Genomic DNA, 25,275 nt, shown 5'->3' with positions numbered 1-25,275 from the left:
GGAGGAAGGCGTCGTACCAGTCCCCCCCGACCTGCGCGGCGGTGGCGGCGGGCTGGTAGCGCACGGTGATCTGCAGGTGGTCCGGCTCGGGGGGCTCGGTCAGCAGCGAGCGCTGCAGGCCCTCGGCCAGGCGCTGCTGCTGGGTGTACATCCGGGCGTTGTCCAACGCCAGGGCCGCCCGCGCGGCGACCTCCGCGGCGGTCTCCAGCACGGCGGGACCGGTGTGCCGCTCCCCGTCGCGGCTGAACAGGCTGAGCAGGCCGAGGGTGCGCCCACCGGCCTGCAGTGGCAGGAACACCGCCGAGACGGGCGCGAGGTGCCCCAGCAGGGTGCGGGCCTCCTCGTCGCCGAGGGCGTCCCCGACCGCGCGGGTGGCGCCCTCGCGCAGCACCACCGGCCGGCCGGAGGCGAGGGCGCGCCTGGCGGGGGCGTGCGCCGCGAGGGACGGCAGCCGCAGCGGGGCGTAGCGCCCCACGAGCGGGCGCAGCGCAGCGTCGGCGTGCCACCAGCCGATGTCCCGCAGCGTCCGCCCGGCGGGGTCGTCGACCAGGCTGATCAGGCACCACTCGCCGAGCTCGGGCACCACCAGGTGCGCCAGGCGTGCCACGGCCTCCTCGGTGTCCAGGGTGGCCGACAGGTCGGCGCTGGCCTCCGCGACGAGCCGCAGCCGCTGCTCCGTGACGTCGGCGGCGCGCTGGGCGGCCTCGGCGCGGCGCCGTTCCGCGTCGACCTGCGAGCGCGCCGTCTCCGCGGCTTCGCGCGCCAGGCGGGCCTCCTCGCGGACGGCGATCCGCTCGCCGACGTCGACGCAGTAGACGAACACGCCGTCGGCGCTGGGCCAGGCGCGGATCTGGTACCAGGTGCTCAGCGGCTCGGGGTAGTAGGCCTCGAACGTGACCGGCTCGCCGGTCTCGGCGGCCCGGCGGTAGTTGCGCTCGAACTCCGAGCCGACGGTGTGCGGGAACAGCTCCCACAGGACGCCGCCGAGGAGCTCCTCGCGGGGCCGGCCGATGAGCGTCTCGGCGGCGGCGTTGACGTAGACGAAGCGCCACCGGCGGTCGAAGGAGAAGAACGCCGCCGACATCGACTCCAGCACCTGGGTGAGGCGGGTGCCGTCGGCGCGGGCGGCGGTGACGTCGAGGGTGAGGCCGAGGAAGCGCCCCGGCCCGCCCGCCGCCCCGTGCAGGACCTGGCCCCGGGACAGCACCCAGCGGACCTCCCCGTCGGGGCGCACGACGCGGTACTCGGCCTCGTGCTCCGCGCCCGTGCGCAGCGCCTCCTCGAGCCCCTGCAGGACGCGGTCGCGGTCCTCCGGGTGCAGGCACCCGGCGAACGTCGCCGTCGTGGGCCGGCAGGTGGCGGGGTCGAGGCCGAGGATCCGGAACAGGCGCTCGTCCCAGTGCAGCTCGCCGGTGGCGAGGTCGGCGTCGAAGGTGCCCGCCCCGCCGGCCGCCAGGGCCATGCGCCAGCGCAGCCGGTCGGCGTCGTCCACCACCTGCACCCCCGTCCCCCGGCTGCCCGCCGGTGGTGTCCACCCTGCCCCACGGGCGGCGGGATCACCCGCTGCGGCGCCTCGTGCGGGTGCCCGGGGAGCTGTTGAGCAGGGCGGAGACGCGCTGGCGGGTCACGCCGAAGAGCTGGGCGATCCGGTCCATCGACAGCCCTTCGGCGTGCAGGGCGCGGGCCTCCTCCCGGCGCCAGCGGCTGCCGGTGGCGGCGAGGCGGGCGAGGGTGTCGCTGATGAGCTCGACGGTGAGGGGACGGGCCTCGGCGGGCACCATCTGGGCGTAGCTCATGCCCTGGGCGCGCTGGGTGCGGACGGTCTCGGCGCGCGTGAGGACCTGCTCGAGGTCGTCGATCGACCGGCGCACCGCGACGCACAGCTCGTCCAGCGCCTCCATGGCGGGCTCGGGCCGCGCCCGCCCACCCGCCGGGGAGGGCTCCGGGGAGCCGTCCACCGCCCCCGCTGCCGGAACGACCATGGCCGTCGCGCCTCCTCCGTGCTGGTCGTCGCTGTGGGACCACCGTAGCCAACGCCGCGTGCTCTTCCGCAACAGGAGTTGCCAGCGGTCACCCGCTCGGCAACCCATCTTGCCGAAACGCTCGTTTCCGCAAGGGGGATTGCCGATAGTGGGGGAATGGACACCTCCCCGCCCGAGCAGGGCACGGCCGACGGCGGGGGGACGCACGCGCACCGGCTCACCTGCGGCATCGACCTGCCCGCCACCCTGCGGGCACCGGCCGCCGCGCGCCGCGCGGCCCGCACCGTGCTGCTGGCCTGGGGCTGCACCGACCCCACCACCCACGACGTCGTGGAGCTGGTCGTCACCGAGCTCGTCACCAACGCGGTGCGCTACGCCGACGGCTCCCAGCCCCCCCGCCTGCACCTGGAGCACGGTGAGGAGCTCCTCGTGGCCGTCTCCGACGGCTCCTCCATCCCCCTCGTCGTGCACGAGTTCACGGACAGCGCCGAGTCCGGCCGCGGCCTGGGGATCGTCCGGTCCCTCGCCATCACGTGGGGCATCGAGGACCGGGGCCCCGGCAAGCGCGTCTGGGTCCGCATCCCCACCTCCCCCGGGCCCGGCGGGGCGCCCGTGCCGGCCGCGCGCCCCGCCGGGCGGGCACCCGAGCCCTCCCCCGGCGGCGGCGCCGACGCGGTGCCCACCGCCTGAGGACCCCCCGCCGGGCACCCGCCGCGGGGCGGGAGGAGGAGGACGCGACGCGCCGGGCGTGTCGGACGGCACCGCCAGGGTGTGCGGCCACCGCACACTGGACGAGCCGACCGACCCCAGGAGGCCACGCGTGCTCACGACCGGCGACGGGCCGATCATCTCCCCGACCGACCTCGTCGACCTCCTCGAGTGCGAGCACCGCAGCGCCCTGCGGCACGCCCTCGCCGCCGGCCTGCCCGGCGCGCCCGAGCCCACCGACACCCCCGACCGGCTCGTCGTCCAGCACGGTCTCGAGCACGAGCGCGCCGTCCTGGAGGACTTCCGGCGCGTGTTCGGCCCCGACGGCGTCCTGGTCGTCGAGCAGCCCGCGCCCACCCGTCGCGCCATCGCCGCGGCCGCCGAGGTGACCCGCGCGGCGCTCGCGCGCGGTGTGCCCGTCGTGCACCAGGGCGTCCTCGTCGACGGCGACCTCGCCGGGCGCGCCGACTTCCTCGTCAGCACCGCCCACGACCCCGCCACCGGTGAGCGCCTCGGCGGGCACCCGGCGGGCTACGAGCCGTGGGACACCAAGCTCGCCCGCCACGCGCGGCCCGCCGCCGTCGTGCAGCTCACCGCCTACGCCCAGGCCCTGGCCGCCGGCACCGGCACCGCCGGGCCGCACATGCACCTCCTCCTCGGCGACGGCACCCGCGAGACCCTGCGCGTGGCCGACTTCACCGCCGTGGTGGACGACCTGCGCCGCCGCCTGGCCGGGCGCCTCGCCACCGGGGCGCGCGTGCCGGAGCTGCCGTGGGCCGAGGAGCGCCCCGCCTGCTCCACCTGCGCGTGGAGCACCGCCTGCGCCCGGGGCCGGGAGGGCGCCCGCGACCTGTCGCTCGTGGCGGGGCTGCGCTCGGACCAGCGGCGCGTCCTCGTCGCGGCGGGCCTGCGCACCATCGACGACCTCGCCGCCGCCGAGCCGGACGGGAGGCCGGCGGAGATGTCGCGGTCCACGTGGACGTCGCTGCGGCTGCAGGCGGCCCTGCAGGTGCGGCAGGACGCCACCCGCACCCCCGAGCGGCCCACCGGCGACGTCACCGCGGAGGTCGTGGCGCCGTCCGCGCTGGCCACGCTGCCGCCGCCGGACGCGGGCGACGTGTTCTTCGACATGGAGGGCGACCCGTACGCCCTGCACGAGAGCGGGCTGGAGTACCTCTTCGGGGCCGTCGTGCTGGAGGGCCCCTGGCCCGTCGACGGGGAGCTCGCCCTCGACGTGCCCCTGGAGCGGTTCACGGCGTTCTGGGCGCACGACCGCGGGGAGGAGAAGCGCGCCTTCGAGCAGTTCGTGGACTTCGTCACCGCACGGCTCGCGGCGCACCCCGGCGCGCACGTCTACCACTACGCGCCCTACGAGACGACCGCCCTGAAGAAGCTCGCCGCCCGGCACGGCACCCGCGAGGAGGAGGTCGCGGACCTGCTGCGCGCCGGGGCGTTCGTGGACCTGTACGCCGTCGTGCGCAAGGGTCTGCGGGTCTCGCAGCGCTCCTACTCCATCAAGTACCTCGAACCCCTCTACATGCCGGCCGCGCGCGGGGGGGACGTCAAGACGGCCGCCGGCTCCATCGAGATGTACGAGGACCACCTCGCCGCCCGCCGCCGCGGGGATGACACCGCCGCCAAGGCCGCCCTCGACGCCATCGCCTCCTACAACGAGGACGACTGCGTCTCCACCCACCGGCTGTTCCGCTGGCTGCACGAGCTGCGCGAGCAGCACGGCATCGAGAGCGCACCGCCGCCGGAGGTGGATGCGGAGACGTGGGCGGCGATGGAGGAGCGGCGCCTCGCCCGGGCCGAGCGGGCCGCCGCGCTCGCCGCGATCACCGGCCCCCTCCTCGACGGCCTGCCCGACGACGAGAGCGCGTGGGACGCCGACCAGCGCGCCCGCGCGGTGCTCGCCGCCGCCGCCGGGTACCACCGCCGCGAGATGGACCCGGAGTGGTGGGACTTCTTCCGCCGCGTCGAGCAGCCCCTCTCCGACCTGGAGACGGACTCCGCCTGCGCGGTGCCCGTCTCGTGGCGGGCCGAGCCCTGGGTGGAACCCGCCGGGCGGGTGCGCAACCACAAGCGGACCCTGCACGCCCGCTGCTCCGCGGAGCGCCCGCACCCGTTCGCGCCCGACCAGAACGTGCGGCTGCTGTACCTCGACGGGGCCACCACCTCCACGCGCGGGGCCACCGTCGTCTCCGCCTCCGGCACGCACCTGGAGCTGCTGGAGTCCGTGAAACCCGACGCCTTCACCGGCGCGGCGGGAACCCCCGTGGCGGTGCTGCCCGGGGACCCGGTGAAACCCGCGCCCAAGGACGCCGCCGTGGAGGACCTCGCGCGCCGCGTCGCCGAGGCCCTGCCGGAGCTGCCCCGCGTGTGCGGCGTGGACCTGCTGCGCCGCACCCCGCCGCGGCTGGCGGGCGGGCGGGCCCTGCCCCGCGCGGAGGACCACGACGGGGACCTCGTGCGGGCGGTCATCGCCGCGGTGGACGCCCTGGACTCCTCCACCCTCGCCGTGCAGGGGCCACCGGGGGCCGGCAAGACGTACCTCGCCGGGGAGCTGGTCCGCCACCTCGTCCAGCGCGGCCGCACCGTGGGCGTCACCTCCACCAGCCACCGCGCCGTGGAGAACGTCCTCGCCGCCGCCGTGGAGGCCGGCGAGCGCGCCGGCGTGGAGATCCCCGTCGCCAAGCGGTACCAGGGGAGGAAGCCCCTGGAGGACGTGCCGTGGGAGCAGCCGAAGGACAACAGGGGGCTGGCGAGGTTCCGCGCCGACAACCCCGGCGGGCACCTCGTCGGCGGCACCGCGTGGAACTTCGCCGCGGAGGAGGTGCGCTCCGACCCGGTGGACGTGCTGATCGTCGACGAGGCCGGGCAGTTCGCGCTCGCCGACGCCCTGGCCGTGTCCACCGCCGCGCACAACCTCGTCCTCCTCGGCGACCCGCAGCAGCTCCCGCAGGTCGTGCAGGGGACCCACCCGCACGGGGCGGACGCGTCCGCGCTCGGGCACCTCATCGGCGGGGCCGACACCGTGCCGGCGGAGCTGGGGTACTTCCTCGACACCTCCCGGCGGATGCACCCGCAGGTGTGCGCGCCCGTGTCGCGGCTGTCCTACGCGGGGCTGCTGCACTCCCACGACTCCGCCGCGGGCCGGCGCGTGGAGGGCGTGGAACCGGGCCTGCACGTCGCGTCCGTGGAGCACTCCGGGCGCATCACGTCCTCACCGGAGGAGGCCGCCGCCGTCGCGCAGGTCATCGAGGACCTGGTCGGGCGCACCTGGCACGACGGCTCCCGCGCCAGACCGCTCACCGCCGCCGACGTGCTCGTCGTCGCGCCCTACAACGTGCAGGTGCGGCTCGTGCAGCAGCACCTCGCGGAGAGGGGGCTGGGCGCGGCGCGGGTGGGCACGGTCGACCGCTTCCAGGGGCAGGAGGCGCCCGTGGTGGTCGCCACGATGACGTCGTCCTCCTCCTCGGACCTGCCGCGCGGGCTGGAGTTCCTGCTCTCCCGCAACCGCCTCAACGTGGCGCTCTCCCGCGCGCAGGCCGTCGCGGTGCTGGTGTGCTCGCCGCGGCTGGTGGCCGCCGACGTGCGCAGCGTGGAGGCCCTGCGGCTGGTGTCGGGGATGCTCGGGCTGCTGCAGCAGGGGCGGGCGTGGGAGTGAGGAGCCCGACGGGCTGACCAGGCACGGACAGCACCGGTGCTGTCACACTCGGTCCGACCCCGGGAGGGCCCGATGCTCCGTGCACCGTCCTGTCCACCTCACCGCCGCCGCGGTGCCCCCGCGGTCGTGGCCGCGCTGGTCGCGCTCGTCGCGGGCTCCACCTCCGGCGCCACGGGAGCCGCGGCGGCCCCACCGGGCCCGCCCGCCGGCGGCGCGCAGGTCGTGACGCTCGGCGACTCCTACGCCTCCGGGGAGGGGGCTCCCTCGCCGGTCGGCGCGCCCTGGACGGTCGACGCCCTGGGGGACAGCGGGGCCGACGGCTGCCACCGCTCCGTCCTCAGCGGCCACGCGTGGTTCGGGTTCCTCGCCGCGCGCGGGAAGCCGGGCCGGTACGTCAACGCCTCCTGCAGCGGCGCCACCACCGCCGACGTCGTGACGGGCAGCAGGGGCGAGGCGTCCCAGCTGTCCGTCCTCGGGCCGCGCACCCGCACGGTGACCCTCAGCGTCGGCGGCAACGACGCGGCGTTCGGCACGGTCGCCACCGCCTGCCAGAGCGTCGCCCAGCCGGACGAGGCCCGGTGCCGGGTGGCGCTGGAGCTCGCCGGGCAGGGCCTGGCCCGGCTGACGACACCGGCCGCGGGGGGCGTCTCGCCGCTGGAGGGGCTCTACCGCACGGTCCGGGAGCGGGCGCCCCGCGCGGAGGTCCTCGTCGCCGGGTACCCGCTGCTGTTCCCGGCGGCGGACGCCGCCTCGCCGGTGTGCGACACGGTGTTCGGCTTCGCCCGGGAGGAGCTGAACCGCCTCGCGCTGGCGGCGAACACCGCCATCGCCGCGACCGCGGAGCGGGCCGGGGCCGTCTACGTCGACCTGGCGGGGCCGTTCACCGGGCACTCCTCCTGCGAGGAGAACCCGGCCCGCTCCTGGATCAACACGCTGACCCCGCAGGACCCGGTCGCCAGCTTCCACCCGAACCGCGCCGGTCAGCGCGCCATCGCCTGCGCCCTGGCGAGGGCCTCGCGCACCGCGCCCGGGAGGGCCTGACCAGGGCGGGCCGGGCGGGGTCTCAGCCGACCACCGTCCCGTCGGGCAGCTCCACCTGCCGGCGCCGGGCCGGGCGCAGGCTCAGGGTCGTGCGCTGCTCCATCGCCCGCCCCTCCCACTCGCGCACCGTCGTCAGGTCGATCCCGCGGACGACGCCGCCGTCGAGCACCACCGCGCCGCGCAGCACGGTGACCGGCGGGGTCTGGTTGTCCTCCCGGAGGCTGGCGGCGACGTCGGGTGCGCTGCGCCGGGCCGCGACCTCCACGTCGGCCTCCACGTCGAAGTGCCCCGGCGCGCCGGGCCGCGCGGTGGCGGAGGTCACCCCGCGCAGCCACAGCAGCACCGCGGGCTCCGCCGCGGCCACCCCCCTGACCGGCTGCAGGTCCCAGCGGGGGGCCGCCCCGTCCTCCAGGGCGGCCCAGTACCTGCGGCCGTGCTGGATGCCGCGCGCCCGGTGGACCGGGACCGGTGCCTCCGCCCCGAACCACCCCGGCGCCTCGCCGGCGTCGAACCACGCCCGGGTCTCCACGAGGGGGACGCGCAGGTCGAACCAGCCGGACGTGCCGGCCCGGCAGGTCGGCCGGCTGATCATGGCGAAGCCGTAGTCGAAGTCGAAGACGGCCGCCTCCACGGTGCGCTCGACGGCGTCCAGCACTGTGGTCACGGCGGGGTCGGCGGACGGGTCCACAGGTCTCCTCCCGGGTCGCGGCGCTCCAGCGTCGCAACGAGCGCGGTGGCCGGGCGTGCCCCTTCCGTCGCCGGGCGGGGCCGACGGGAGACCCACCCGGCGGCGTCCCCGCTGCACCACCCGGACGACACGCCGCGGACCGGGCGGCGGTGCGGGGTGTCCCGGCCGCTCACGCCCCCGCGGCCGGGTCCTGCGCGAGCAGCTCCGCCAGCGCCCCGGGCGTGCGGCCGTCGCCGACCGGCGTGTAGACGACGACGTGCAGGTCGGGGTGGTCCGACGGGCTGAGCCGGTGCTGCTCCAGGCGCAGGTCGCCCACGCGCGGGTGGTGGAACAGCCGCTCGCGGGAGCTGAACCCCGCCACACCGCGACCGGTCCAGCCCGCCCGGAACTCGGGGCTGGTCTCCCGCAGGCGCTCCACGAGCGCGGCGACGGCCGGCTCGCCCAGGTGCGGGCCGGCCTCGGCGCGGAACTCGGCGAGGAAGCGGCGGCTGTCCTCCGCCCAGTCCGGCAGCAGCTCGCGCACCGCCGGGTCGGTGAACACCAGCCACAGGAGGTTGCGGTCCTGCGCGGGGGTCGTGGCGACGTTCGGGTAGAGCACCGCGTACGCCGCGTTCCACGCCGCGATGCCCCAGTCGCGGGCCACGGCGAACGCCGGGGAGCCGGGCAGCGCGTCGAGCAGGCGCTGCACGGAGCCGGGGGCGGTGCGGACGGGGGCGCCGGGGGCGGGCAGGGGCGCCGCGTGGCCCGCGAGGGAGAGCACGTAGGCGTGCTCGGCGGGTGAGAGCCGCAGGGTGCGGGCGACGGCGTCCAGGACCTGCCGGGAGGGCCGGATGTCGCGGCCCTGCTCCAGCCACGTGTACCAGGTGACGGACACCCCCGAGAGCGCGGAGACCTCCTCGCGGCGCAACCCGCCGGTGCGGCTGCGCGGCACGGGTGGCAGGCCGAGGGCGGAGCGCTCCAGCGCCTCGCGGCGGGCGCGGAGCAGCGCGCCCAGCTCCTGGCGCTGCGCCTCACCACCCACCCGTGCAGGGTAGTGGTGCCGGTACCAGCACCAGCGCCGTCTCCCACCGCCGCGCGCGGAACCGCACACTGGGCCCGTGCCCCCCCTGAGATCGCGGACCGTCACGCACGGCCGGAACATGGCCGGCGCCCGCGCCCTGCTGCGCGCCGCCGGCGTCGCGCGCGAGGACTTCGGCAAGCCGATCATCGCCGTCGCCAACAGCTTCACCGAGTTCGTCCCCGGCCACACCCACCTGCAGCCGGTGGGCCGCATCGTCTCCGACGCGGTCCAGGCCGCCGGCGGGATCCCGCGGGAGTTCAACACCATCGCCGTGGACGACGGCATCGCCATGGGCCACGACGGGATGCTCTACTCCCTGCCCAGCCGCGACCTGATCGCCGACTCCGTGGAGTACATGGTCGAGGCCCACCGCGCCGACGCCCTGGTCTGCATCAGCAACTGCGACAAGATCACCCCCGGGATGCTCATGGCCGCGCTGCGCCTGGACATCCCCACGGTGTTCGTCTCCGGCGGGCCCATGGAGGGCGGCACCGCGGTCCTCGTCGACGGCACCGTCCGCAGCCGCCTCAACCTGGTCTCCGCCATCGCGGACGCCGTGGACACCGAGGTCTCCGACGCCGACATCTCCCGCATCGAGGAGGCCGCCTGCCCCACGTGCGGGTCCTGCTCGGGGATGTTCACCGCGAACTCCATGAACTGCCTCACCGAGGCCCTCGGCCTGGCGCTGCCCGGCAACGGCTCCGTGCTCGCCACGCACACCGCGCGCAAGCGGCTCTACGAGGACGCCGGGCGCACCGTCGTGGAGATCGCGCACCGCTGGTACGACCAGGACGACGCGAGCGTCCTGCCCCGCAACGTCGCCTCCCGCGCCGCGTTCGACAACGCCATGTCCCTGGACATCGCGATGGGCGGCTCCACCAACACGATCCTGCACCTGCTCGCCGCCGCGCAGGAGGCGGGGCTGGACTACACCCTCGCCGACATCGAGGCCCGCTCGCGGCAGGTGCCGTGCCTGACGAAGGTCGCCCCCAACGGCACCTACCTCATGGAGGACGTCCACCGCGCCGGCGGCATCCCCGCGATCCTCGGGGAGCTCGACCGCGCCGGCCTCCTCGACCACGACGTCACCACCGTGCACTCCGCCTCGGTGGCGGAGTGGCTGAAGAACTGGGACGTGCGGGGCGGCTCGCCCTCGGCGGAGGCCGTGGAGCTGTTCCACGCCGCGCCCGGCTGCGTCCGCTCCGCGCGGGCGTTCTCCCAGTCCGAGCGGTGGGACTCCCTCGACACCGACGCGGCGGGCGGCTGCATCCGCGACGTCGCGCACGCCCACTCCGCCGACGGCGGCCTGGCGGTGCTGCGCGGCAACCTCTCCCCCGACGGTGCGGTCGTGAAGACCGCCGGCGTCGACGAGTCGATCTGGGAGTTCACCGGCCCGGCCGTCGTCGTGGAGTCCCAGGAGGACGCCGTCGAGGCGATCCTGTCCGGCCGCGTCGTCGCCGGCGACGTCGTGGTGATCCGCTACGAGGGCCCGAGGGGCGGGCCGGGCATGCAGGAGATGCTCTACCCCACCTCCTACCTCAAGGGCCGCGGCCTGGGGAAGGTGTGCGCGCTCGTCACGGACGGGCGGTTCTCCGGCGGCACGTCGGGGCTGTCCATCGGGCACGTCTCCCCCGAGGCCGCCTCCGGCGGGGTCATCGCCCTCGTCGAGGACGGCGACACCGTCGTGATCGACATCCCGCACCGGGTGCTGCGCCTCGACGTCCCCGACGAGGTCCTCGCGCAGCGCCGCGCGGCGCTGGAGGCCGGGCGCGGGTACCGGCCCGCGAAGGCCCGGCCGCGGAAGGTGTCCACCGCGCTCAAGGCGTACGCGGCCCTGGCGCTGTCCGCGGACCGCGGCGCCGTGCGGGACGTCTCGCAGTTCGAGGGCTGACACCCGCCCCGGCTGGGCGGACCGGCCGGGGACGTCCTGCGCGACCGCCCCGGCCCGGTGGGGACGTTCCGCGCGCGACACGCCGGTGTCGCGGGGCGGAACGTCCCCACCCGGGGGTGCGGCTCACTCCGCGGAGGCGGCGCGCAGGTGGTCGCGCACCGCGCCGAGGGTGTCGGCGAGGGCGCGGAGCTGCTCCCGGTCCAGGAGGTCGACGAGGCCCTCGCGGACGACGCGCACGTGCCCGGGCGCGGTGCGCTGCAGCACGTCGAGCCCGTCCCCGGTCAGCGCGGCGAGGACGCCGCGCTCGTCGTCCGCGCACGCCTCCCGGCGCACCAGTCCCGCCTTCTCCAGCTGGGTGACCTGGTAGGTCAGCCCGCTGCGGGAGGCGACGAGGAGATCGGCCAGCTCCGTCATCCGCAGCCGCCGGCCGGGGGCCGCCTCCAGCCGGGTCAGCAGCTCGTACTGCGGCTGGGTGAGCCCGCCGTCCTCGCGCAGCTGCCGGTCGATGCGGCGCTGCAGGAGGTTGCTCGCGTCGAGGAACGCGACCCACGCCCGCATCTCGGTCTCGTCCAGCCACCGGGGTTCCACGGCACGAGGGTACCCCCTTGCTTCGAATTGGAAACAGCTCTACGGTTCCCCCAGTGCTTCCAATTCGAAGCATCCGGGCGCAGCAGCGCCCGCACCACGCACCCACCGGGAGACACCGTGAAGATCGCCGTTCTCGGAGCGGGCAACGTCGGCTCCGCCCTCGCCGCCCGGCTCGTGGCCGAGGGCCACCACGTCACCCTCGCCGCCAGCCGCCCCGACTCCCCCCGGCTGCTGGAGGCCGCAGCGGCCGCGGGCGCCGCGACCGGGACCGCCGCGGAGGCCGCCACCGGCGCGGAGGTCGTCTTCCTCGCCGTCCCCTTCGCCGCCCTCGACGCCACGCTCACCACCGACGTCGCCGACGCCCTCGCCGGTGCGGTCGTCGTCGACGCCACCAACCCCCTCGCGCCCGACTTCATGTCGCTGACGCTCGGGCACACCACCTCCGCCGGTGAGCAGGTCGCCGCCCGGCTGCCGCGCTCGCGGGTCGTCAAGGCGTTCAACACGGTCATGGCCGCGACCCTGCACACGCCGGTCCTCGGCGGGATCCGCCAGTTCCTGCCGGTGGTGGGGGACGACGCCGAGGCGAAGCGGGTCGTGGTGGAGCTGGGCGCCGCACTGGGTTTCGACGCGCTCGACGCCGGGCCCCTGACGAACGCGCGCTACCTCGAGCCCGCGGTGGAGCTGCTGATCCAGCTCGGCTACGGGCAGGGCCTCGGCGCGGGGATCGGGTTCGCGCTGGCGCGGGGTTGAGGCCGGCCGCGGGCGGTTCCGCTGCGATCGACCGGCGACGCGCCGCCGCACCCGGCAGCGGGAGCGGCGCGTCCCGGACCGACGGCAGCGGAACCGCCCGGGCGAGGTGCGGACCGCCGGACGGGGCGGGGTGCGTCAGGGTCGGATCGGGCGGTTCACCCGCGCGCCGGTGGCCGCGGACCACTCGACGTACCCGCCCTCGAAGTTCACGCGGCGCCCGCCCGGGATCGTGAACTCGCTGCTGGTGGGGTACCCGAGCACGCCGTTCTCCCAGCCCTGCCAGCCCCACGCGTCCCGGATCGCCCCGTACACGAGGTGGGCACCCGTCTCCGGGGTCCAGTAGATCGAGCCGCCCTCGAAGAGCGAGTAGGCGCCGCGGCCGTCCGGGGTGGCGATCTCGTCGCTGACGGGGAAGCCGAGCACACCCGTGTGCCAGCCCGACCAGCCGTACGCGCCGCGGATCGCGCCGCGGACCTCGTGGGCACCCGTCTCCGGGGACCAGTAGATGGTGCCGGTCTCGAAGGCGCTGTAGGACCCGCGCCCGCCCCACGCCCCCGTCTCGTTGACGACGGGGAACCCGAGCGGGCCGTTCTCCCAGCCGAGCCGGCCCCAGTGGTCGCGGATCGCGCCGTGCACCTCCCACGCGCCGGTGCCGGGGGACCAGTAGATCGAGCCGCCCTCGAAGAGCTGGTAGACGCCGCGCCGCCGCGGGGTGGGGTTCTCCCCGCTCACGGGGTCGCCGAGGAAGCTCGCCGGGCCGCCGAGCAGGTCGTAGGTGCGGGCGATCGCCCCGCCGACGGCCGGCGGGTCGGCCGCGACGGCGCTCGGGGTGGCGGTGAGGGTGCTGAGCAGGACGGCCGCCAGGACTGCGGCGGCGGTCGGGGCGGTGCGCTTCACGGGGTCCTCCACGGGACGGCTGGTGCCGGGTGCACCGGGTGGACGCGGCGGCGGACGGTTCTGCTGCACCGCCGGGCGGAGGTACGGCGTGTCGCGCCGCTGCGGGCGGCGTGTCGCGCGACGGCCGCAGCGGAACCGTCCGCGCCCGGAACCGCCGGGCCGCCTCAGCGCGCCCGGCCCGCGAGCAGCGCACCCACCAGCGCCGCACCGCCCGCGACCGCGAAACCCGCCGCGTAGGACAGGGGGTCCTGCGCGCCGAGCGCCCCCAGCACCGAACCGCTCGCCGCGAGCACGACCGTCGCGACCAGCGCGTCGCTGATCTGCAGCGCGGAGGAGTTGCGGCCCTGCTCCCCCTCCGGCGACATCCCCAGCACCAGCAGCGACGTCACCGGGTACGCCAGCCCCGTGCCGAACCCCGCGACCAGCCACCCGGCCAGCGCGACGGCGACGGGCACCGCGGGCAGCAGCGCCGCGGCGGCGACCGCGATGCCGAGCGCCTGCATCCCCAGGCCCAGCCGCAGCAGCCCGGCCCGCTCCGCGCGCAGCGCCTCCGCGTCCGGCGGCACCTCCCGCCGGCCCTGCCACCACGAGCCCGCCGACCACCCCAGCGCCCCGGCGGTGAGGACCAGCCCCGCGACCGCCACGGGCAGCTCCCGCCGGGCCGTCAGCAGCAGCGGCAGGAACACCTCCGCACCGGTGAACGCCGCGAACACCAGCCCCCGCAGCGCGACCACCGCGGGCAGGCCGCGCCGGGCGAGCACGGTCCCGGCGGGCAGCAGCCGGGGCGCGCCGGCCACCACCAGGGCCAGGGACGCCGCCGCCAGCAGCGCGCCGGAGGTCCCGCCGCGCTCCCCGGCCAGGTGGAGCGCGCCCGCCCCGAGCGCCAGCGCCGCGGAGAAGGCCAGGCGGGTCCGGGCGTCCCCGGCCGCCCGTCCGGGGGTGTCGCCGGGCAGGCGGCCGGCGACGGGCACGACGGCGGCCGCGGCCAGCAGCGGTGTCGCGAGGAACACCCACCGCCAGCCCAGGTGCTCGGCGACCAGCCCGCTGACGGCGGGGCCGACCATCGCGGGCAGCACCCACGCGGCCGCCATCGCCGCGAACACCCGCGGCTGCAGCCCGGCGGGGAAGGCGCGGGCGACGACGACGTACAGCGCGACGACGAGCATCCCGGACCCCAGGCCCTGCACGGCGCGCCCGGCGGTGAAGACCTCCATCGACGGGGCCAGGCCGGACAGCAGCAGACCGGCCACGAACAGCACCAGGCCCAGCAGCAGCGGCCGGCGGGGACCGCGGGCGTCGCTGGAGGAGCCGCCCGCGACGACACCGACGATGCTCGCCGCCAGCGGCGCCGCGAACGCCAGCGCGTACAGGTGCAGGCCGCCGAGGTCGCGGGCGACGACGGGCATCGCGGTGGCGACGGCGACGGCCTCGAAGGCGGTGAGCGCCACGAGCCCGACGATGCCCAGGACGAGGGCGCGGTGGGGCCGGGCGAGGAGCGGGGCGCGGGTGGGTGCGGTGGTGGAGGTGCTCACCCGGCGACGGTAGGAACTCAACCGCGGTCGAGGTCAACGCGGTTTCCGCGGCAGCCGCCCGGCGACCTCGACCACCCTTGAGGTCCGCGCGGGACCCGGCCATGCTGGCACCGTGCGAGCGGACGAGGGCCTCAGCGTCGGGGAGGTCGCCGCCCGCAGCGGGGTGGCCGTCTCCGCACTGCACTTCTACGAGCGCAAGGGCCTCCTCACCAGCACCCGCACCGCCGGGAACCAGCGCCGCTACCCCCGGCACGTCCTGCGCCGCCTCGCGCTGGTCCGGGTCGCGCAGCGCGTCGGGGTGCCGCTGGCGCAGGTCGCGGAGGCCTTCGCGACCCTGCCCGCCGACCGGGCGCCCTCCCGGGAGGACTGGGAGCGCCTGTCCCGCGCGTGGCGGGCGGAGCTGGACGAGCGGATCGCCGCGATGCAGCGGCTGCGGGACGACGTGACCGGCTGCATCGGCTGCGGGTGCCTGTCGCTGCGCTCGTGCCGGGTGGTGAACCCCGGGGACGCCGAGCGCTCCCGGGGACCGGGCTCGCGGCTGCTGCGCGGCCGGGCGGAGGAGGGCGAGGCCGCCTCGGCCTGAGCGGGCCCCTTGACCTCGACCCCGGTGCAGGTCGCAGGCTCGTGCCCGGCACCGCGACCGACGGACGAGGAGGACCCCCGTGAACCCCGAGCTCCCGCCCCTGCAGCCCCTCCCCGACGACTGGCGGCGCGCCCTCGCGATCGCGGCGCACCCCGATGACGTGGAGTGGGGGGCCGCCGCCGCGGTGGCCGCCTGGACCGCCGCCGGCAAGGAGGTCGCCTACGTCATGGCCACCTCCGGCGAGGCCGGCATCGACACCCTCTCCCCGGCGGAGGCGGCCCCCCTGCGCGAGCGCGAGCAGCGGGCCAGCGCCGCGCTCGTCGGCGTGCGGGAGGTGGAGTTCCTCGGCCACCCCGACGGCGTCGTGGAGGCCGGTCCGCGGTTGCGGCGGGACATCGCCCGCGCGATCCGGCGCCACCGCCCCGAGCTCGTCGTCACCGTGAACCACCACGACACGTGGGGGCCGGGGTCGTGGAACAGCGCCGACCACCGGGCCGTCGGTCGCTGCGCCCTGGACGCCGTCGCCGACGCGGGCAACCGATGGATCTTCCCGGAGCTGGTGGAGGAGGGTCTCCAGCCGTGGGCGGGCGTCCGCTACGTGGCCGTCGCGGGCTCCCCGCACCCCACGCACGCCGTCGACGTGGGCGACACCGTGGGGGCGGGCGTCGCGTCCCTGCTGGAGCACCGCACCTACCTGGCCGCCCTGGCCGACGAGCCGCCGGAGGAGCAGGCCCGCGCCGTGTACGACATGGTGCTGTCGGTGGGCACCGCGAGGTTCGGGGGCCGGCCCGCCGTGACGTTCGAGCTGGCGGTCGGGGGGTCCTGAGGCCGCTGGAAGACTTGCGGCGGCCTGCGCGGCGGGAGCGGGTGTGCTGTGCGAGGCTCGGGCGCAGCGACCCGACCGCCCAGCACCCGTGGCAGGAGCAGGCCAGTGACGACCGCCCCCTCCGGTGAGACCGCGACGACCGCTCACCCCGGCGAGCAGGTGACGACCGCCCCCTCCGGCGGGCAGGCCCCCGCGTGGTGGTCCGACGCCGTCGTCTACCAGGTGTACCCGCGCTCCTTCGCGGACTCCGACGGCGACGGCGTCGGCGACCTCGGCGGGGTCCTCGCCCGCCTGGACCACCTGTCCGACCTCGGCGTGGACGTCGTGTGGCTCTCCCCGGTGTACCCGTCCCCGCAGGACGACAACGGCTACGACATCAGCGACTACCAGGACGTCGACCCGGTGTTCGGGACCCTGGAGCAGTTCGACGCCCTGCTGGCCGAGGTGCACCGGCGCGGCATGAAGCTCGTCCTGGACCTCGTCGTGAACCACACCTCCGACGAGCACCCCTGGTTCGTGGAGTCGAGGTCGTCGGCGGACTCCCCGAAGCGGGACTGGTACTGGTGGCGCCCGCCCCGCGGGGGCATGGCCGCCGGGCAGCCCGGGGCCGAGCCCACGAACTGGCAGAGCTTCTTCTCCGGCCCCGCCTGGGAGCTGGACGAGGCCACCGGTGAGTACTACCTGCACCTGTTCTCCCGCAAGCAGCCGGACCTGAACTGGGAGAACCCCGAGGTGCGCGCCGCCGTGTACGCGATGATGAACTGGTGGCTCGACCGGGGCGTCGACGGGTTCCGGATGGACGTCGTCAACCTGCTCTCCAAGGCCGTCCGCCCCGACGGCTCCCTGCCCGACGGCGCGGGGGCCGACGGCTCCCCGTACGGCGACGGCTCACCGCACTTCACCAACGGCCCCCGCATCCACGAGTTCCTCGCCGAGATGCACCGGGAGGTGTTCGCCGGCCGCGACGCCGAGCTGCTCGCCGTCGGGGAGATGCCCGGGGTGACGCTGGAGGAGGCGCGGCTGTTCACCGACCCCGCCCGCGCCGAGGTCGACATGGTGTTCCAGTTCGAGCACGTCGGCCTCGACCACGGCCCCGGCGGCAAGTTCGACCCGCGCCCCCTGCGGCTGACGGACCTCAAGGCCTCCTTCGGCCGCTGGCAGGCCGGGCTCGCCGACGTCGGCTGGAACAGCCTCTACTGGAACAACCACGACCAGCCGCGCGTGGTGTCCCGCTTCGGGGACGACTCCCCGGGGTTCCGGGTCCGCTCCGCGACGTGCCTGGGCACGCTGCTGCACCTGCACCGCGGCACGCCCTACGTCTACCAGGGCGAGGAGCTCGGCATGGCGAACTTCCCGTTCACGCACATCGGGGAGTTCCGCGACATCGAGTCCCTCAACCACCACCGGCAGGCCGTGGCCGCCGGGGCCGACGAGGAGAGCGTTCTCGCGGGGCTGCGCGCCATGGGCCGCGACAACGCCCGCACCCCCGTGCAGTGGGACGCGAGCGAGCACGCCGGTTTCACCACCGGCACCCCGTGGCTGCCGGTGAACCCGGACTTCCGCGAGGTCAACGCCGCCGCCCAGCGCGACGACCCGGACTCCGTGCTCACCCACTACCGGCGGCTGATCGCGCTGCGGCACGGCGAGCCCGTCGTCGCGCACGGGGACTTCACCATGCTGCTGCCCGACGACGAGCAGGTGTACGCCTTCACCCGCCGCCTCAGGAGCACCGAGCTGCTGGTGCTGGCGAACGTGTCCGGGGAACCGGCGGCGGTGGAGGTCCCGGAGAGCTGGACGGGCAGCGAGGTGCTGCTCGGGAACGTCCCCGGCGAGGCGCCGGGGGACACCGGGGAACTACGACCGTGGGAGGCACGGGTGCACCGCAGGGTTCTGGACCACGATCGGGGACGGGAGGGGTCGGCGTGACGGACAGGCCGCTGCGCGTCGGGGTCGTCGGGCTCGGCTGGGCCGGGCAGCAGCACCTCGACGCCTACTCGAGCATCCGGGGCGTCGAGGTCGTCGCCCTCGCCGGGCAGGAGGCCGGCCTCCTCGCCGACCTCGGGCAGCGCTTCGGGGTGCCCGCGCTGTTCGCGCGCTGGGAGGACCTCGTCGAGCTGCCCGGGCTGGACGCGGTGAGCATCGCCGTGCCCACCTACCTGCACGCCCCCATCGCGATCGCCGCCCTGCGGCGCGGCGCGCACGTCCTGTCGGAGAAACCCGTCGCCCGCACCGGCGACGAGGCGCAGACCATGGTCGACGCGGCGCGGGAGGCCGGGCGCGTCCTCGACGTGGTGTTCAACCACCGCCACCGCGGGGACGTGCAGGCCGTCGCGGACGTCATCACCGGCGGCCGCATCGGCAGGCCCTACTACGCCAAGGGGTCCTGGCTGCGGCGCACCGGCATCCCCCGCATGGGCAGCTGGTTCGTCAACGAGGAGATGTCCGGCGGCGGCCCCCTCGTCGACATCGGCGTGCACGTCCTCGACTGGTCCCTGCACCTGCTCGGCGAGCCCCGCGTGCTGTCCGCCACCGCCGCCACGTACGCCGAGCTCGGCCCGCGCGGGCGCGGCGGCAGCGACCGCGACACCCTCGGGCACGAGGACTCCGCGTACGAGGTGGAGGACTTCGCCTCCGCGTTCCTGCGCCTGGAGGGCGGAGGCACCCTCCTGCTGGAGAGCGGCTGGGCGACCTACCGCGACCCCGTCGACGTCATGGACTTCACCGCCTACGGCACCGACGGCGGTGTGGAGTGGCGCGCCGTGGGCGCCACCGACGTGCCGGTCGCCGACGTGCGGGTGTTCACCGACCGCGCCGGGCACCCCGCCGACCACACCATCACCGCCTCCCCCGGCCGCGGCCACCGCGCCGTCGTGGAGGAGTTCGTCGGCGTCGTGCGGGGCGAGCCCGCCGGGTGGGCCGCCCACGACGGCTCCCTCGCGCTGGACCGCGCCCGCGTCATCGACGCCTGCTACCGATCCGCCCGCGAGCAGAGGGAGGTCCACCTGTGACCGTCGCAGACCCCACGGCGCTCCGCGTCACCGTGTGGAACGAGAACGTCCACGAGACCAACAACCACCCCGCGGACATCCGGGAGTACTACCCCGACGGGATGCACGGCGCGATCGCCGCCGGCCTCGCGGAGAACCTCCCCGGCGCGCAGATCCGCACCGCCACCCTCGCCGACCCCGAGCACGGCCTGACCGAGGACGTCCTCGCCGGCACCGACGTCCTCCTGTGGTGGGGGCACGCCGCGCACGGCGACGTCTCCGACGAGGTCGCCGAGCGGGTGCAGCGGCACGTCCTGGGCGGGATGGGGCTGCTCGTCCTGCACTCCGGGCACTTCGCGAAGGTGTTCAAGCGGCTGCTGGGCACCACGTGCTCCCTGGACTGGCGCAACGACGGCGAGCGCGAGGTCGTGTGGACCGTCGACACCACCCACCCCATCGCCGAGGGGATCCCGAACCCGTTCGTCATCCCCGTGCAGGAGATGTACGGCGAGCCGTTCGACGTGCCCCCGCCCGACGAGCTGATCTTCATCAGCTGGTTCGCCGGGGGCGAGGTGTTCCGCTCCGGCATGACGTGGCGGCGCGGCAGGGGCCGCATCTTCTACTTCAGCCCCGGGGACCAGGAGTACCCCGTGTACCAGCAGGCCGAGGTGCGCAGGGTGCTCGCCAACGGGGTGCGCTGGGCCGCCCGCCCCGGTGTGGAGCGCGAGCCGCTGGGGGTGTCGCACGCGCAGCGGCGCTGGGACGGCGGCGCGCAGGGCTGAGCTCAAGGAGGGGCGCCCGGATGCCGAGGGAGGGAGCGTGAGCATCCTCCGCGCGCTCTGGGCGCCCCTCGCCGTCGTCGGTTCCTCCTTCGGCCGGTACTGGCTCGGCACCGACCGCGCCGGGGAGGGTGCGGAGTACGACCAGCCCCGCCGCCCCGGCCCCGTCGCCGTGGCGTGGCGCACCGTCGAGCCCGTCGTGGTGCTGCTGGTCCTGGCGCTGTTCGCGGGCGCGCTGGCCGCCGGGACCCTCACCGCCTGACGCCCCCGGTGGGCGCGGCCGGGCCGGGGAGGTGCCCGGTCAGGCGGCGGAGCGGAGCGCGCGGAACGTCGCGCGGATCTCCTCGGTGAGCACCTCCGGCTGCTCCAGCGCGGCGAAGTGCCCCCCGCGCTCGAGCCGGGCGTGGTGCAGGACGGTGGCGTAGCGGCGTTCGACCCACCGCCGGGAGGCCTGGACCGCCTCCGCGGGGAAGATGCTGAAACCGGCCGGTGTCGGGCCGGGTTGCGGCGTTCCCCGGCCGGCGGCCTGCTCCTGCCGCGCCTCCCAGTACAGCCTCGCGGCGGAGGCACCGGCGTTGGGCAGCCAGTACATCATGATGTCGTCGAGGATCTCGTCGCGGTCGACGACGTCCTCGGGGGAGCCGTCGTGGTCCGCCACGTCCTCGAACAGGGTGTAGATCCACGCCGCGAGGCCGACCGGTGAGTCGGCCAGCGAGTACCCGATCGTCTGCGGGCGGGTGGACTGCTCCCGGGAGTAGGCGTCCTGCGAGGTCGCGTACTCCTGCGCCCGGGCGGCCATCCGCTGCTCCTCCGGGGTCGCCTCCCGGAGCTCCTGCGGCGTCGGGAAGACCAGGGGCATGTTGAAGTGCAGCCCGACGCACCCCGAGCCCGGCCGGCGGCCGATCGCGTCCACGACGGCCGCGCCCCAGTCGCCTCCCTGGGCGAACCACCCGTCGTAGCCGAGGCGGCGCATCAGGGTGATCCAGGCGTCGGCGGTGCGTGCGACCCCCCACCCGGCGGTGGTGGGTTTGTCCGAGAAGCCGAACCCGGGCATCGAGGGGACGACGACGTGGAACGCGTCGGCGGCCCGGCCACCGTGGGCGACGGGGTCGGTGAGGGGGCCGATCATGCGGCGGAACTCCAGGACGGACCCGGGCCAGCCGTGGCAGAGCAGCAGGGGCCTGGCGCCGGGCTCGGCGGAGCGGACGTGCAGGAAGTGGATCCCCAGGCCGTCGAGGACCGTGCGGGAGGAGCCGAGGGCGTCGAGGTCGGCCTCGCAGCGACGCCAGTCGTAGCCGTCGGCCCAGTAGTCGCACAGGGCCCGCAGGCGCTGCAGCTCCGGACCCTGTCCCGCGGCGGTCGCCGCGTCCGGCCAGCGGGTGGCGGACAGGCGGGCCCTGAGGTTCTCCAGCTCGGAGTCGGGCACCCGGATCGGGTGGGGCGTCACGGCGGACGGGGGCGGTGCAGGGTTCACGGGTGTGCTCCGGTGTCGAGGGGGTCGCGGTCGCAGAGAACCGGAAGGTTTCTTCAACTTAGCAGCACATCTTCCGTTTCGGTAGGGTCGTCGCGTGCCGCCCACCCCCCCGCCGCTGCGCCGCGACGCGGAGCGCAACCGCCGGCTCCTGCTGACCGTCGCCGGGGAGCTCATGGCCCGCCGCGGCCTCGACGTCTCCTACGAGGAGATCGCCCGTGCGGCCGGCACGGGGATGGGCACCGTCTACCGGCGCTTCCCCGACCGCCAGGACCTCGTCGACGCCCTCTTCGGGGACCACGTCGAGGCCGTGTGCCGGATGGCCGAGGAGGCGGCGCGGCACGAGGACCCCTGGCAGGGACTGACCGGGTTCCTCGAGCGCCAGCTGGAGCTCGAGGCCCGCGACCGGGCGCTCGGGGAGATCCTGCGCGGGCAGAAGGGCTCCCACGCCATCGCGCACCGCGCCCACCAGCGCATGACACCGCTCGTCCGCGAGCTCGTCGACCGGGCCGTGCGCGCCGGGCGCCTCCCGGCCGGCGTCACGTCCGCGGACCTGGTCGCCGTGCACGTCATGGTGGGCAGCGTCGTGGACGCCTCGCGCGACGTCGCCCCCGACCTGTGGCGGCGCGCGCTGGCCATCGCCCTGGCCGGGTTGCAGCACGCGCGGCTGCCGGCCCCCGCACCGCCCGACGACCTCGTCGAGGACCTCTTCGCCCGCGACGAGCGCTGAGGGACCACCGCGCCTCTCCCGCGGGACCCGCCCGGACCGCTCCACCGATCGGTCGACCTCGGGCGCGCCGACTGGACGGCACCGGCGCCCCTGCGCAGGCGATCCGCGGCGCGGGCCGGGTTCCTAGCGTCGACGTCATGCCCGTCATCACCGTGGAGGACCTGACCAAGAGGTACGGGGAGCGCACCGTCGTCGACGGCGTCTCCTTCACCGTCGACGAGGGCGAGGTGTTCGGGCTCCTCGGCCACAACGGCGCGGGGAAGACCACCACCGTGGAGTGCGTCGCCGGCCTGCGCGCCCCCGACTCCGGCACCGTGCGCGTCCTCGGCGTCGACCCCCGCGCCCGCCGCGACGTCGCCCGCGCCGCCATCGGCGTGCAGCTGCAGGAGAGCGCGCTGCCCGACCGGATGCGGGTGGGGGAGGCGCTGCGGTTGTTCGCCTCCTTCCACCCCGACCCCGTCGGCGTGGACGACCTGCTGGAGTCCCTCGGCCTCGCCGGGCACCGCGCCACCGCCTACCGGAACCTCTCCGGCGGGCTGAAGCAGCGGCTGTCGTTCGCCCTCGCCCTCGTCGGCGCACCCCGCATCGCCGTCCTCGACGAGCTGACCACCGGCCTGGACCCGCAGGCCCGCCGCGACGTGTGGCAGATCGTGCGCGACGTGGTCCGCGAGCGCGGCGTCGCCGTCGTCCTGGTCACCCACTTCATGGAGGAGGCCGAGCGCCTGTGCGACCGCGCGGCCGTCCTCGACGGCGGGCGGGTCGTCGCGCTGGACACCCCCGCCGGGCTCGTCGAGCGCGCCGCGGGCGAGCAGTCGCTGCGCTTCACCCCCTCCGCGCCGCTGGACCCCGCGGTGCTGCGCGCGCTGCCGGAGGTCACGTCCGTGGTGGCGTCGGCGGGCGCCGTGCACGTCCACGGCCGCGGCGAGCTCGTGCACGCCGTGATGTCCGTGCTGGCCCGCGAGGGCGTCGTGGCACGCGGGCTGCGGATCGAGCAGACCACCCTCGACGACGCCTACCTGGCGCTGACGGGGAACACCACGCGGAACGAGGAGGTGCGCCCGTGAGCGCGCAGGCGGAACTGGTGCGCAGCGAGGCGCGCCTCATGGCACGCGAACCCCTGGCGACGTTCTGGGTCGTCCTCTTCCCCACGGTCCTGCTGGGGGTGTTCGCCCTCGTCCCGCCCTTCCGCGAGCCCGTCGACGGGCTGGGCGGGCTGACGCTGCTCGACCTGTACGTGCCGATCAACGTGACGCTGGCGCTGGCGTTCCTCGGGCTGCACGTCCTGCCCGGGACGCTCGCCGCGTACCGGGAGCGGGGGGTGCTGCGGCGCCTGGCCACCACCCCGGTCGGCCCGGTGAAGGTGCTGCTGGCGCAGCTGCTGGTGTCGGGCGCCACGGGGGTCGCGGGGGTCGTGCTGCTGCTGGCGGTGGGGTGGGCGGCGCTGGGTGCGCGCACACCGGCCGACCCGGCGCCGTTCCTGGGGGTGCTCGTCCTGGGCCTGCTGGCGATGCTGTCCGTGGGGCTGCTCGTCGCGGCGCTCAGCCGCACCTCCAGGACGGCCTCGGTCACGGGCAACCTGCTGTTCTTCCCGATGATGCTCCTGTCCGGGCTGTACGTGCCGCTGGCCGTGCTGCCGCCCCTGGTGCAGCGCGCCGGGGAGCTCACCCCCCTGGGGGCCGCGGCGCTGGCGATGCAGGACGCGACGGCCGGGGAGCCCGTGGGCGGGCTGCGGGTGCTGGTCCTGGTGGTCTGGACCCTGGTGCCGCTGGCCGTGGCCGTGAGACGTTTCCGGTGGGAGTGATCCGGCGCACGGGCGCACCAGGACGACCGCGGGGAGGCGTGGTGGCCGAGGACGGGGCGTTCTCCACCTCGGAGGGCTGGGCGGTGCGCCTGGAGCGCTGGGAGAGGCTGCTGCCGTACCCGCTGCTGGTGGTGTCCGCGGCGCTGGCGGCGGTCCTCACCGCGCAGGGCTGGTCGACGTGGGAGCGGTGGTGGCAGCTGCTGGGCGTCGCCGTCCTGACCGGTGCCCTCACCGCGTGGTTCGAGCACCGGCCGCGCCCGCCCCGGGTGGCGCTGGCCTGGTACGCCGTGCGCTGGGTGCTCTGCCTGGTGCTGGTGCTGGGGAACCCGTTCTACGGGGTCCTCGCCTGGGTCGGCTACATCGACGCGATCCGCTTCTTCCGCTTCCCCGCGGCCCTGTGCGGCATCGCGGCCACCGCGGTGCTCGTCGCGCTGTCGCAGTCCGCCGGCCCGCCGGAGCCGTCACCGGTCAAGGTCCTGGGCTTCCTCCTGCTGTGGGCGTTCAACGCGGCGCTGGTGACGCTGTTCTCCTCCCAGGGCCTGCTCGCGGAGCAGCGGATGGCCGAGCGCCGCGCCGCGGTCGCGGAGCTCACCGAGGCCAACCGGCGGCTGCGGAAGGCGCAGGCGGAGAACGCCGGCCTGCACGCCCAGCTCGTCGCGCAGGCGCGGGAGGCGGGGGTGCTCGACGAGCGCGCGCGCCTGGCCCGGGAGATCCACGACACCATCGCGCAGGGCCTCACCGGGATCGTCACCCAGCTCCAGGCGGCGCAGTCGGAGGGCCCGGCCGGGGCGCAGCGGGTGGAGAGGGCGGTGGAGTCGGCGCGGGAGTGCCTGGCGGAGACCCGCCGCGCGGTGCAGGCCCTGCGCCCGGCGGCGCTGGAGGACGACGACCTGCCGACAGCCCTCGCGCGGCTCACCGGCAGGGCGGGCCCGGCGGCGCGCCTCGTCGTCACCGGCGAGCCCGTCGAGGTGCCCGGCGAGGTGGGCTCCGCCCTGCTGCGCACCGCCCAGGAGGCCCTCGCGAACGCCGGCCGCCACGCCCGGGCCGGGCAGGTGACCGTGACCCTGTCCCGGATGGGCGACGCGGTGACGCTCGACGTGCGCGACGACGGGGTGGGGTTCGACCCCGCGGAGGTGCCCGGCACCGGGTTCGGCCTGGAGTCGATGCGGCAGCGGATCGCGCTGGTCGGCGGGGCCCTGCACGTGGAGAGCGCCCCCGGCGAGGGCACCGCCGTCTCCGCGCAGGTGCCGCTGACCGCACCCGACCGCGCGGGGGTGCCCGCGTGAGCGCG

Annotated in this window: 23 protein-coding genes; 15 read left to right on the top strand and 8 right to left on the bottom strand. The window is 76.2% G+C overall.

Annotated features, from left to right (window positions below; all coding sequences use genetic code 11):
• Both ACYQBY_RS14610 and ACYQBY_RS14605 read right to left on the bottom strand, forming a co-directional pair.
• Positions 1–1,492 (bottom strand): PAS domain-containing protein (locus tag ACYQBY_RS14610; RefSeq protein ID WP_459644593.1); only part of this gene is annotated, 1,492 nt, incomplete at its 3' end.
• A 64-nt stretch (positions 1,493–1,556) separates the two neighbouring features.
• A complete protein-coding gene (locus ACYQBY_RS14605) occupies positions 1,557–1,982 on the bottom strand; it encodes a hypothetical protein (RefSeq protein ID WP_459644592.1) in 426 nt (141 codons plus the stop codon).
• A 156-nt stretch (positions 1,983–2,138) separates the two neighbouring features.
• Here ACYQBY_RS14605 and ACYQBY_RS14600 point away from each other — a divergent pair, with 156 nt between their 5' ends.
• The 3 genes from ACYQBY_RS14600 to ACYQBY_RS14590 all read left to right on the top strand — a co-directional run bounded on the left by ACYQBY_RS14600 (position 2,139) and on the right by ACYQBY_RS14590 (position 7,401).
• On the top strand, positions 2,139–2,672 hold the full coding sequence (locus ACYQBY_RS14600) for an ATP-binding protein (protein ID WP_459644591.1): 534 nt from the start codon (positions 2,139–2,141) through the stop codon (positions 2,670–2,672).
• Between the two features lie 154 nt (positions 2,673–2,826).
• Positions 2,827–6,360: a TM0106 family RecB-like putative nuclease gene (locus tag ACYQBY_RS14595; RefSeq protein WP_459644607.1), complete on the top strand. Its 3,534-nt coding sequence runs from the start codon at positions 2,827–2,829 to the stop codon at positions 6,358–6,360.
• 126 nt (positions 6,361–6,486) lie between these two features.
• Positions 6,487–7,401, top strand: coding sequence for an SGNH/GDSL hydrolase family protein (locus ACYQBY_RS14590; RefSeq protein ID WP_459644590.1), 915 nt, complete (start codon positions 6,487–6,489; stop codon positions 7,399–7,401).
• A gap of 22 nt (positions 7,402–7,423) precedes the next feature.
• Here the strand turns inward: ACYQBY_RS14590 and ACYQBY_RS14585 are convergent, their stop codons facing one another.
• Together ACYQBY_RS14585 and ACYQBY_RS14580 are read right to left on the bottom strand one after the other, a co-directional pair.
• The gene (locus ACYQBY_RS14585) at positions 7,424–8,089 is read right to left on the bottom strand and encodes a hypothetical protein (RefSeq protein ID WP_459644589.1); all 666 of its coding nucleotides are present in this window, start codon (positions 8,087–8,089) and stop codon (positions 7,424–7,426) included.
• Between the two features lie 169 nt (positions 8,090–8,258).
• Positions 8,259–9,110, bottom strand: a complete 852-nt coding sequence (locus ACYQBY_RS14580; RefSeq protein WP_459644588.1) for a helix-turn-helix transcriptional regulator — start codon at positions 9,108–9,110, stop codon at positions 8,259–8,261.
• Between the two features lie 76 nt (positions 9,111–9,186).
• Between ACYQBY_RS14580 and ilvD the strand changes: the two genes are divergently transcribed.
• Entirely contained in the window at positions 9,187–11,040 is a 1,854-nt protein-coding gene (gene ilvD / locus ACYQBY_RS14575) for a dihydroxy-acid dehydratase (RefSeq protein ID WP_459644587.1), read from the top strand.
• Between the two features lie 123 nt (positions 11,041–11,163).
• On the opposite strand, the gene ACYQBY_RS14570 is transcribed toward ilvD, so the two are convergent.
• On the bottom strand, positions 11,164–11,628 hold the full coding sequence (locus tag ACYQBY_RS14570; protein WP_459644586.1) for a MarR family winged helix-turn-helix transcriptional regulator: 465 nt from the start codon (positions 11,626–11,628) through the stop codon (positions 11,164–11,166).
• A gap of 117 nt (positions 11,629–11,745) precedes the next feature.
• On the opposite strand from ACYQBY_RS14570, the gene ACYQBY_RS14565 reads away from it, so the two are divergent.
• A complete protein-coding gene (locus ACYQBY_RS14565) occupies positions 11,746–12,378 on the top strand; it encodes an NADPH-dependent F420 reductase (RefSeq protein ID WP_459644585.1) in 633 nt (210 codons plus the stop codon).
• A gap of 135 nt (positions 12,379–12,513) precedes the next feature.
• Here ACYQBY_RS14565 and ACYQBY_RS14560 read toward each other — a convergent pair whose 3' ends face one another.
• Positions 12,514–13,275 (bottom strand): LGFP repeat-containing protein, encoded by a 762-nt coding sequence (locus ACYQBY_RS14560; protein ID WP_459644584.1) that lies wholly within the window; start codon positions 13,273–13,275, stop codon positions 12,514–12,516.
• Between the two features lie 164 nt (positions 13,276–13,439).
• Entirely contained in the window at positions 13,440–14,807 is a 1,368-nt protein-coding gene (locus tag ACYQBY_RS14555) for an MFS transporter (protein WP_459644583.1), read from the bottom strand.
• Positions 14,808–14,919: 112 nt separating this feature from the next.
• On the opposite strand from ACYQBY_RS14555, the gene soxR reads away from it, so the two are divergent.
• The 6 genes from soxR (at position 14,920) to ACYQBY_RS14525 (ending at position 20,244) form a co-directional block, all read left to right on the top strand.
• Positions 14,920–15,390 (top strand): redox-sensitive transcriptional activator SoxR, encoded by a 471-nt coding sequence (gene soxR / locus ACYQBY_RS14550; RefSeq protein ID WP_459644582.1) that lies wholly within the window; start codon positions 14,920–14,922, stop codon positions 15,388–15,390.
• Between the two features lie 79 nt (positions 15,391–15,469).
• A complete protein-coding gene (locus ACYQBY_RS14545) occupies positions 15,470–16,216 on the top strand; it encodes a PIG-L deacetylase family protein (protein ID WP_459644581.1) in 747 nt (248 codons plus the stop codon).
• Positions 16,217–16,375: 159 nt separating this feature from the next.
• Positions 16,376–18,142 (top strand): glycoside hydrolase family 13 protein, encoded by a 1,767-nt coding sequence (locus tag ACYQBY_RS14540; RefSeq protein ID WP_459644606.1) that lies wholly within the window; start codon positions 16,376–16,378, stop codon positions 18,140–18,142.
• Positions 18,139–19,224: a Gfo/Idh/MocA family protein gene (locus tag ACYQBY_RS14535; protein WP_459644580.1), complete on the top strand. Its 1,086-nt coding sequence runs from the start codon at positions 18,139–18,141 to the stop codon at positions 19,222–19,224. The genes ACYQBY_RS14540 and ACYQBY_RS14535 overlap by 4 nt, the downstream gene beginning before the upstream one ends.
• On the top strand, positions 19,221–19,985 hold the full coding sequence (locus ACYQBY_RS14530) for a ThuA domain-containing protein (RefSeq protein WP_459644579.1): 765 nt from the start codon (positions 19,221–19,223) through the stop codon (positions 19,983–19,985). The genes ACYQBY_RS14535 and ACYQBY_RS14530 overlap by 4 nt, the downstream gene beginning before the upstream one ends.
• A 37-nt stretch (positions 19,986–20,022) precedes the next feature.
• Positions 20,023–20,244, top strand: a complete 222-nt coding sequence (locus ACYQBY_RS14525) for a hypothetical protein (RefSeq protein ID WP_459644578.1) — start codon at positions 20,023–20,025, stop codon at positions 20,242–20,244.
• Between the two features lie 39 nt (positions 20,245–20,283).
• Here ACYQBY_RS14525 and ACYQBY_RS14520 read toward each other — a convergent pair whose 3' ends face one another.
• Positions 20,284–21,429 carry an epoxide hydrolase family protein gene (locus tag ACYQBY_RS14520; RefSeq protein ID WP_459644605.1) on the bottom strand — a complete coding sequence of 382 codons (1,146 nt, stop codon included), beginning with the start codon at positions 21,427–21,429 and terminating at the stop codon, positions 20,284–20,286.
• Positions 21,430–21,550: 121 nt separating this feature from the next.
• On the opposite strand from ACYQBY_RS14520, the gene ACYQBY_RS14515 reads away from it, so the two are divergent.
• From ACYQBY_RS14515 to ACYQBY_RS14500, 4 genes are all read left to right on the top strand, one after another.
• The gene (locus ACYQBY_RS14515) at positions 21,551–22,183 is read left to right on the top strand and encodes a TetR/AcrR family transcriptional regulator (RefSeq protein ID WP_459644577.1); all 633 of its coding nucleotides are present in this window, start codon (positions 21,551–21,553) and stop codon (positions 22,181–22,183) included.
• Between the two features lie 137 nt (positions 22,184–22,320).
• Positions 22,321–23,247 carry an ABC transporter ATP-binding protein gene (locus ACYQBY_RS14510; protein WP_459644576.1) on the top strand — a complete coding sequence of 309 codons (927 nt, stop codon included), beginning with the start codon at positions 22,321–22,323 and terminating at the stop codon, positions 23,245–23,247.
• Positions 23,244–23,984, top strand: a complete 741-nt coding sequence (locus ACYQBY_RS14505) for an ABC transporter permease (protein ID WP_459644575.1) — start codon at positions 23,244–23,246, stop codon at positions 23,982–23,984. The genes ACYQBY_RS14510 and ACYQBY_RS14505 overlap by 4 nt, the downstream gene beginning before the upstream one ends.
• A 41-nt stretch (positions 23,985–24,025) precedes the next feature.
• Positions 24,026–25,270 (top strand): sensor histidine kinase, encoded by a 1,245-nt coding sequence (locus ACYQBY_RS14500; protein ID WP_459644574.1) that lies wholly within the window; start codon positions 24,026–24,028, stop codon positions 25,268–25,270.
• The last annotated feature ends 5 nt before the right edge of the window (positions 25,271–25,275 follow it).

The organism is Kineococcus anabasis (assembly GCF_054590795.1).
The sequence above is the reverse complement of the archived record's forward strand: the minus strand, read 5'-3'. Positions and strand labels throughout refer to the sequence as shown.

Excerpts from the sequence above, each read along its gene's own strand:
- ACYQBY_RS14605 (WP_459644592.1), bottom strand. The coding sequence starts at position 1,982 with ATGGTCGTTCCGGCAGCGGGGGCGGTGGACGGCTCCCCGGAGCCCTCC.
- ACYQBY_RS14600 (WP_459644591.1), top strand. The coding sequence starts at position 2,139 with ATGGACACCTCCCCGCCCGAGCAGGGCACGGCCGACGGCGGGGGGACG.
- ACYQBY_RS14510 (WP_459644576.1), top strand. The coding sequence starts at position 22,321 with ATGCCCGTCATCACCGTGGAGGACCTGACCAAGAGGTACGGGGAGCGC.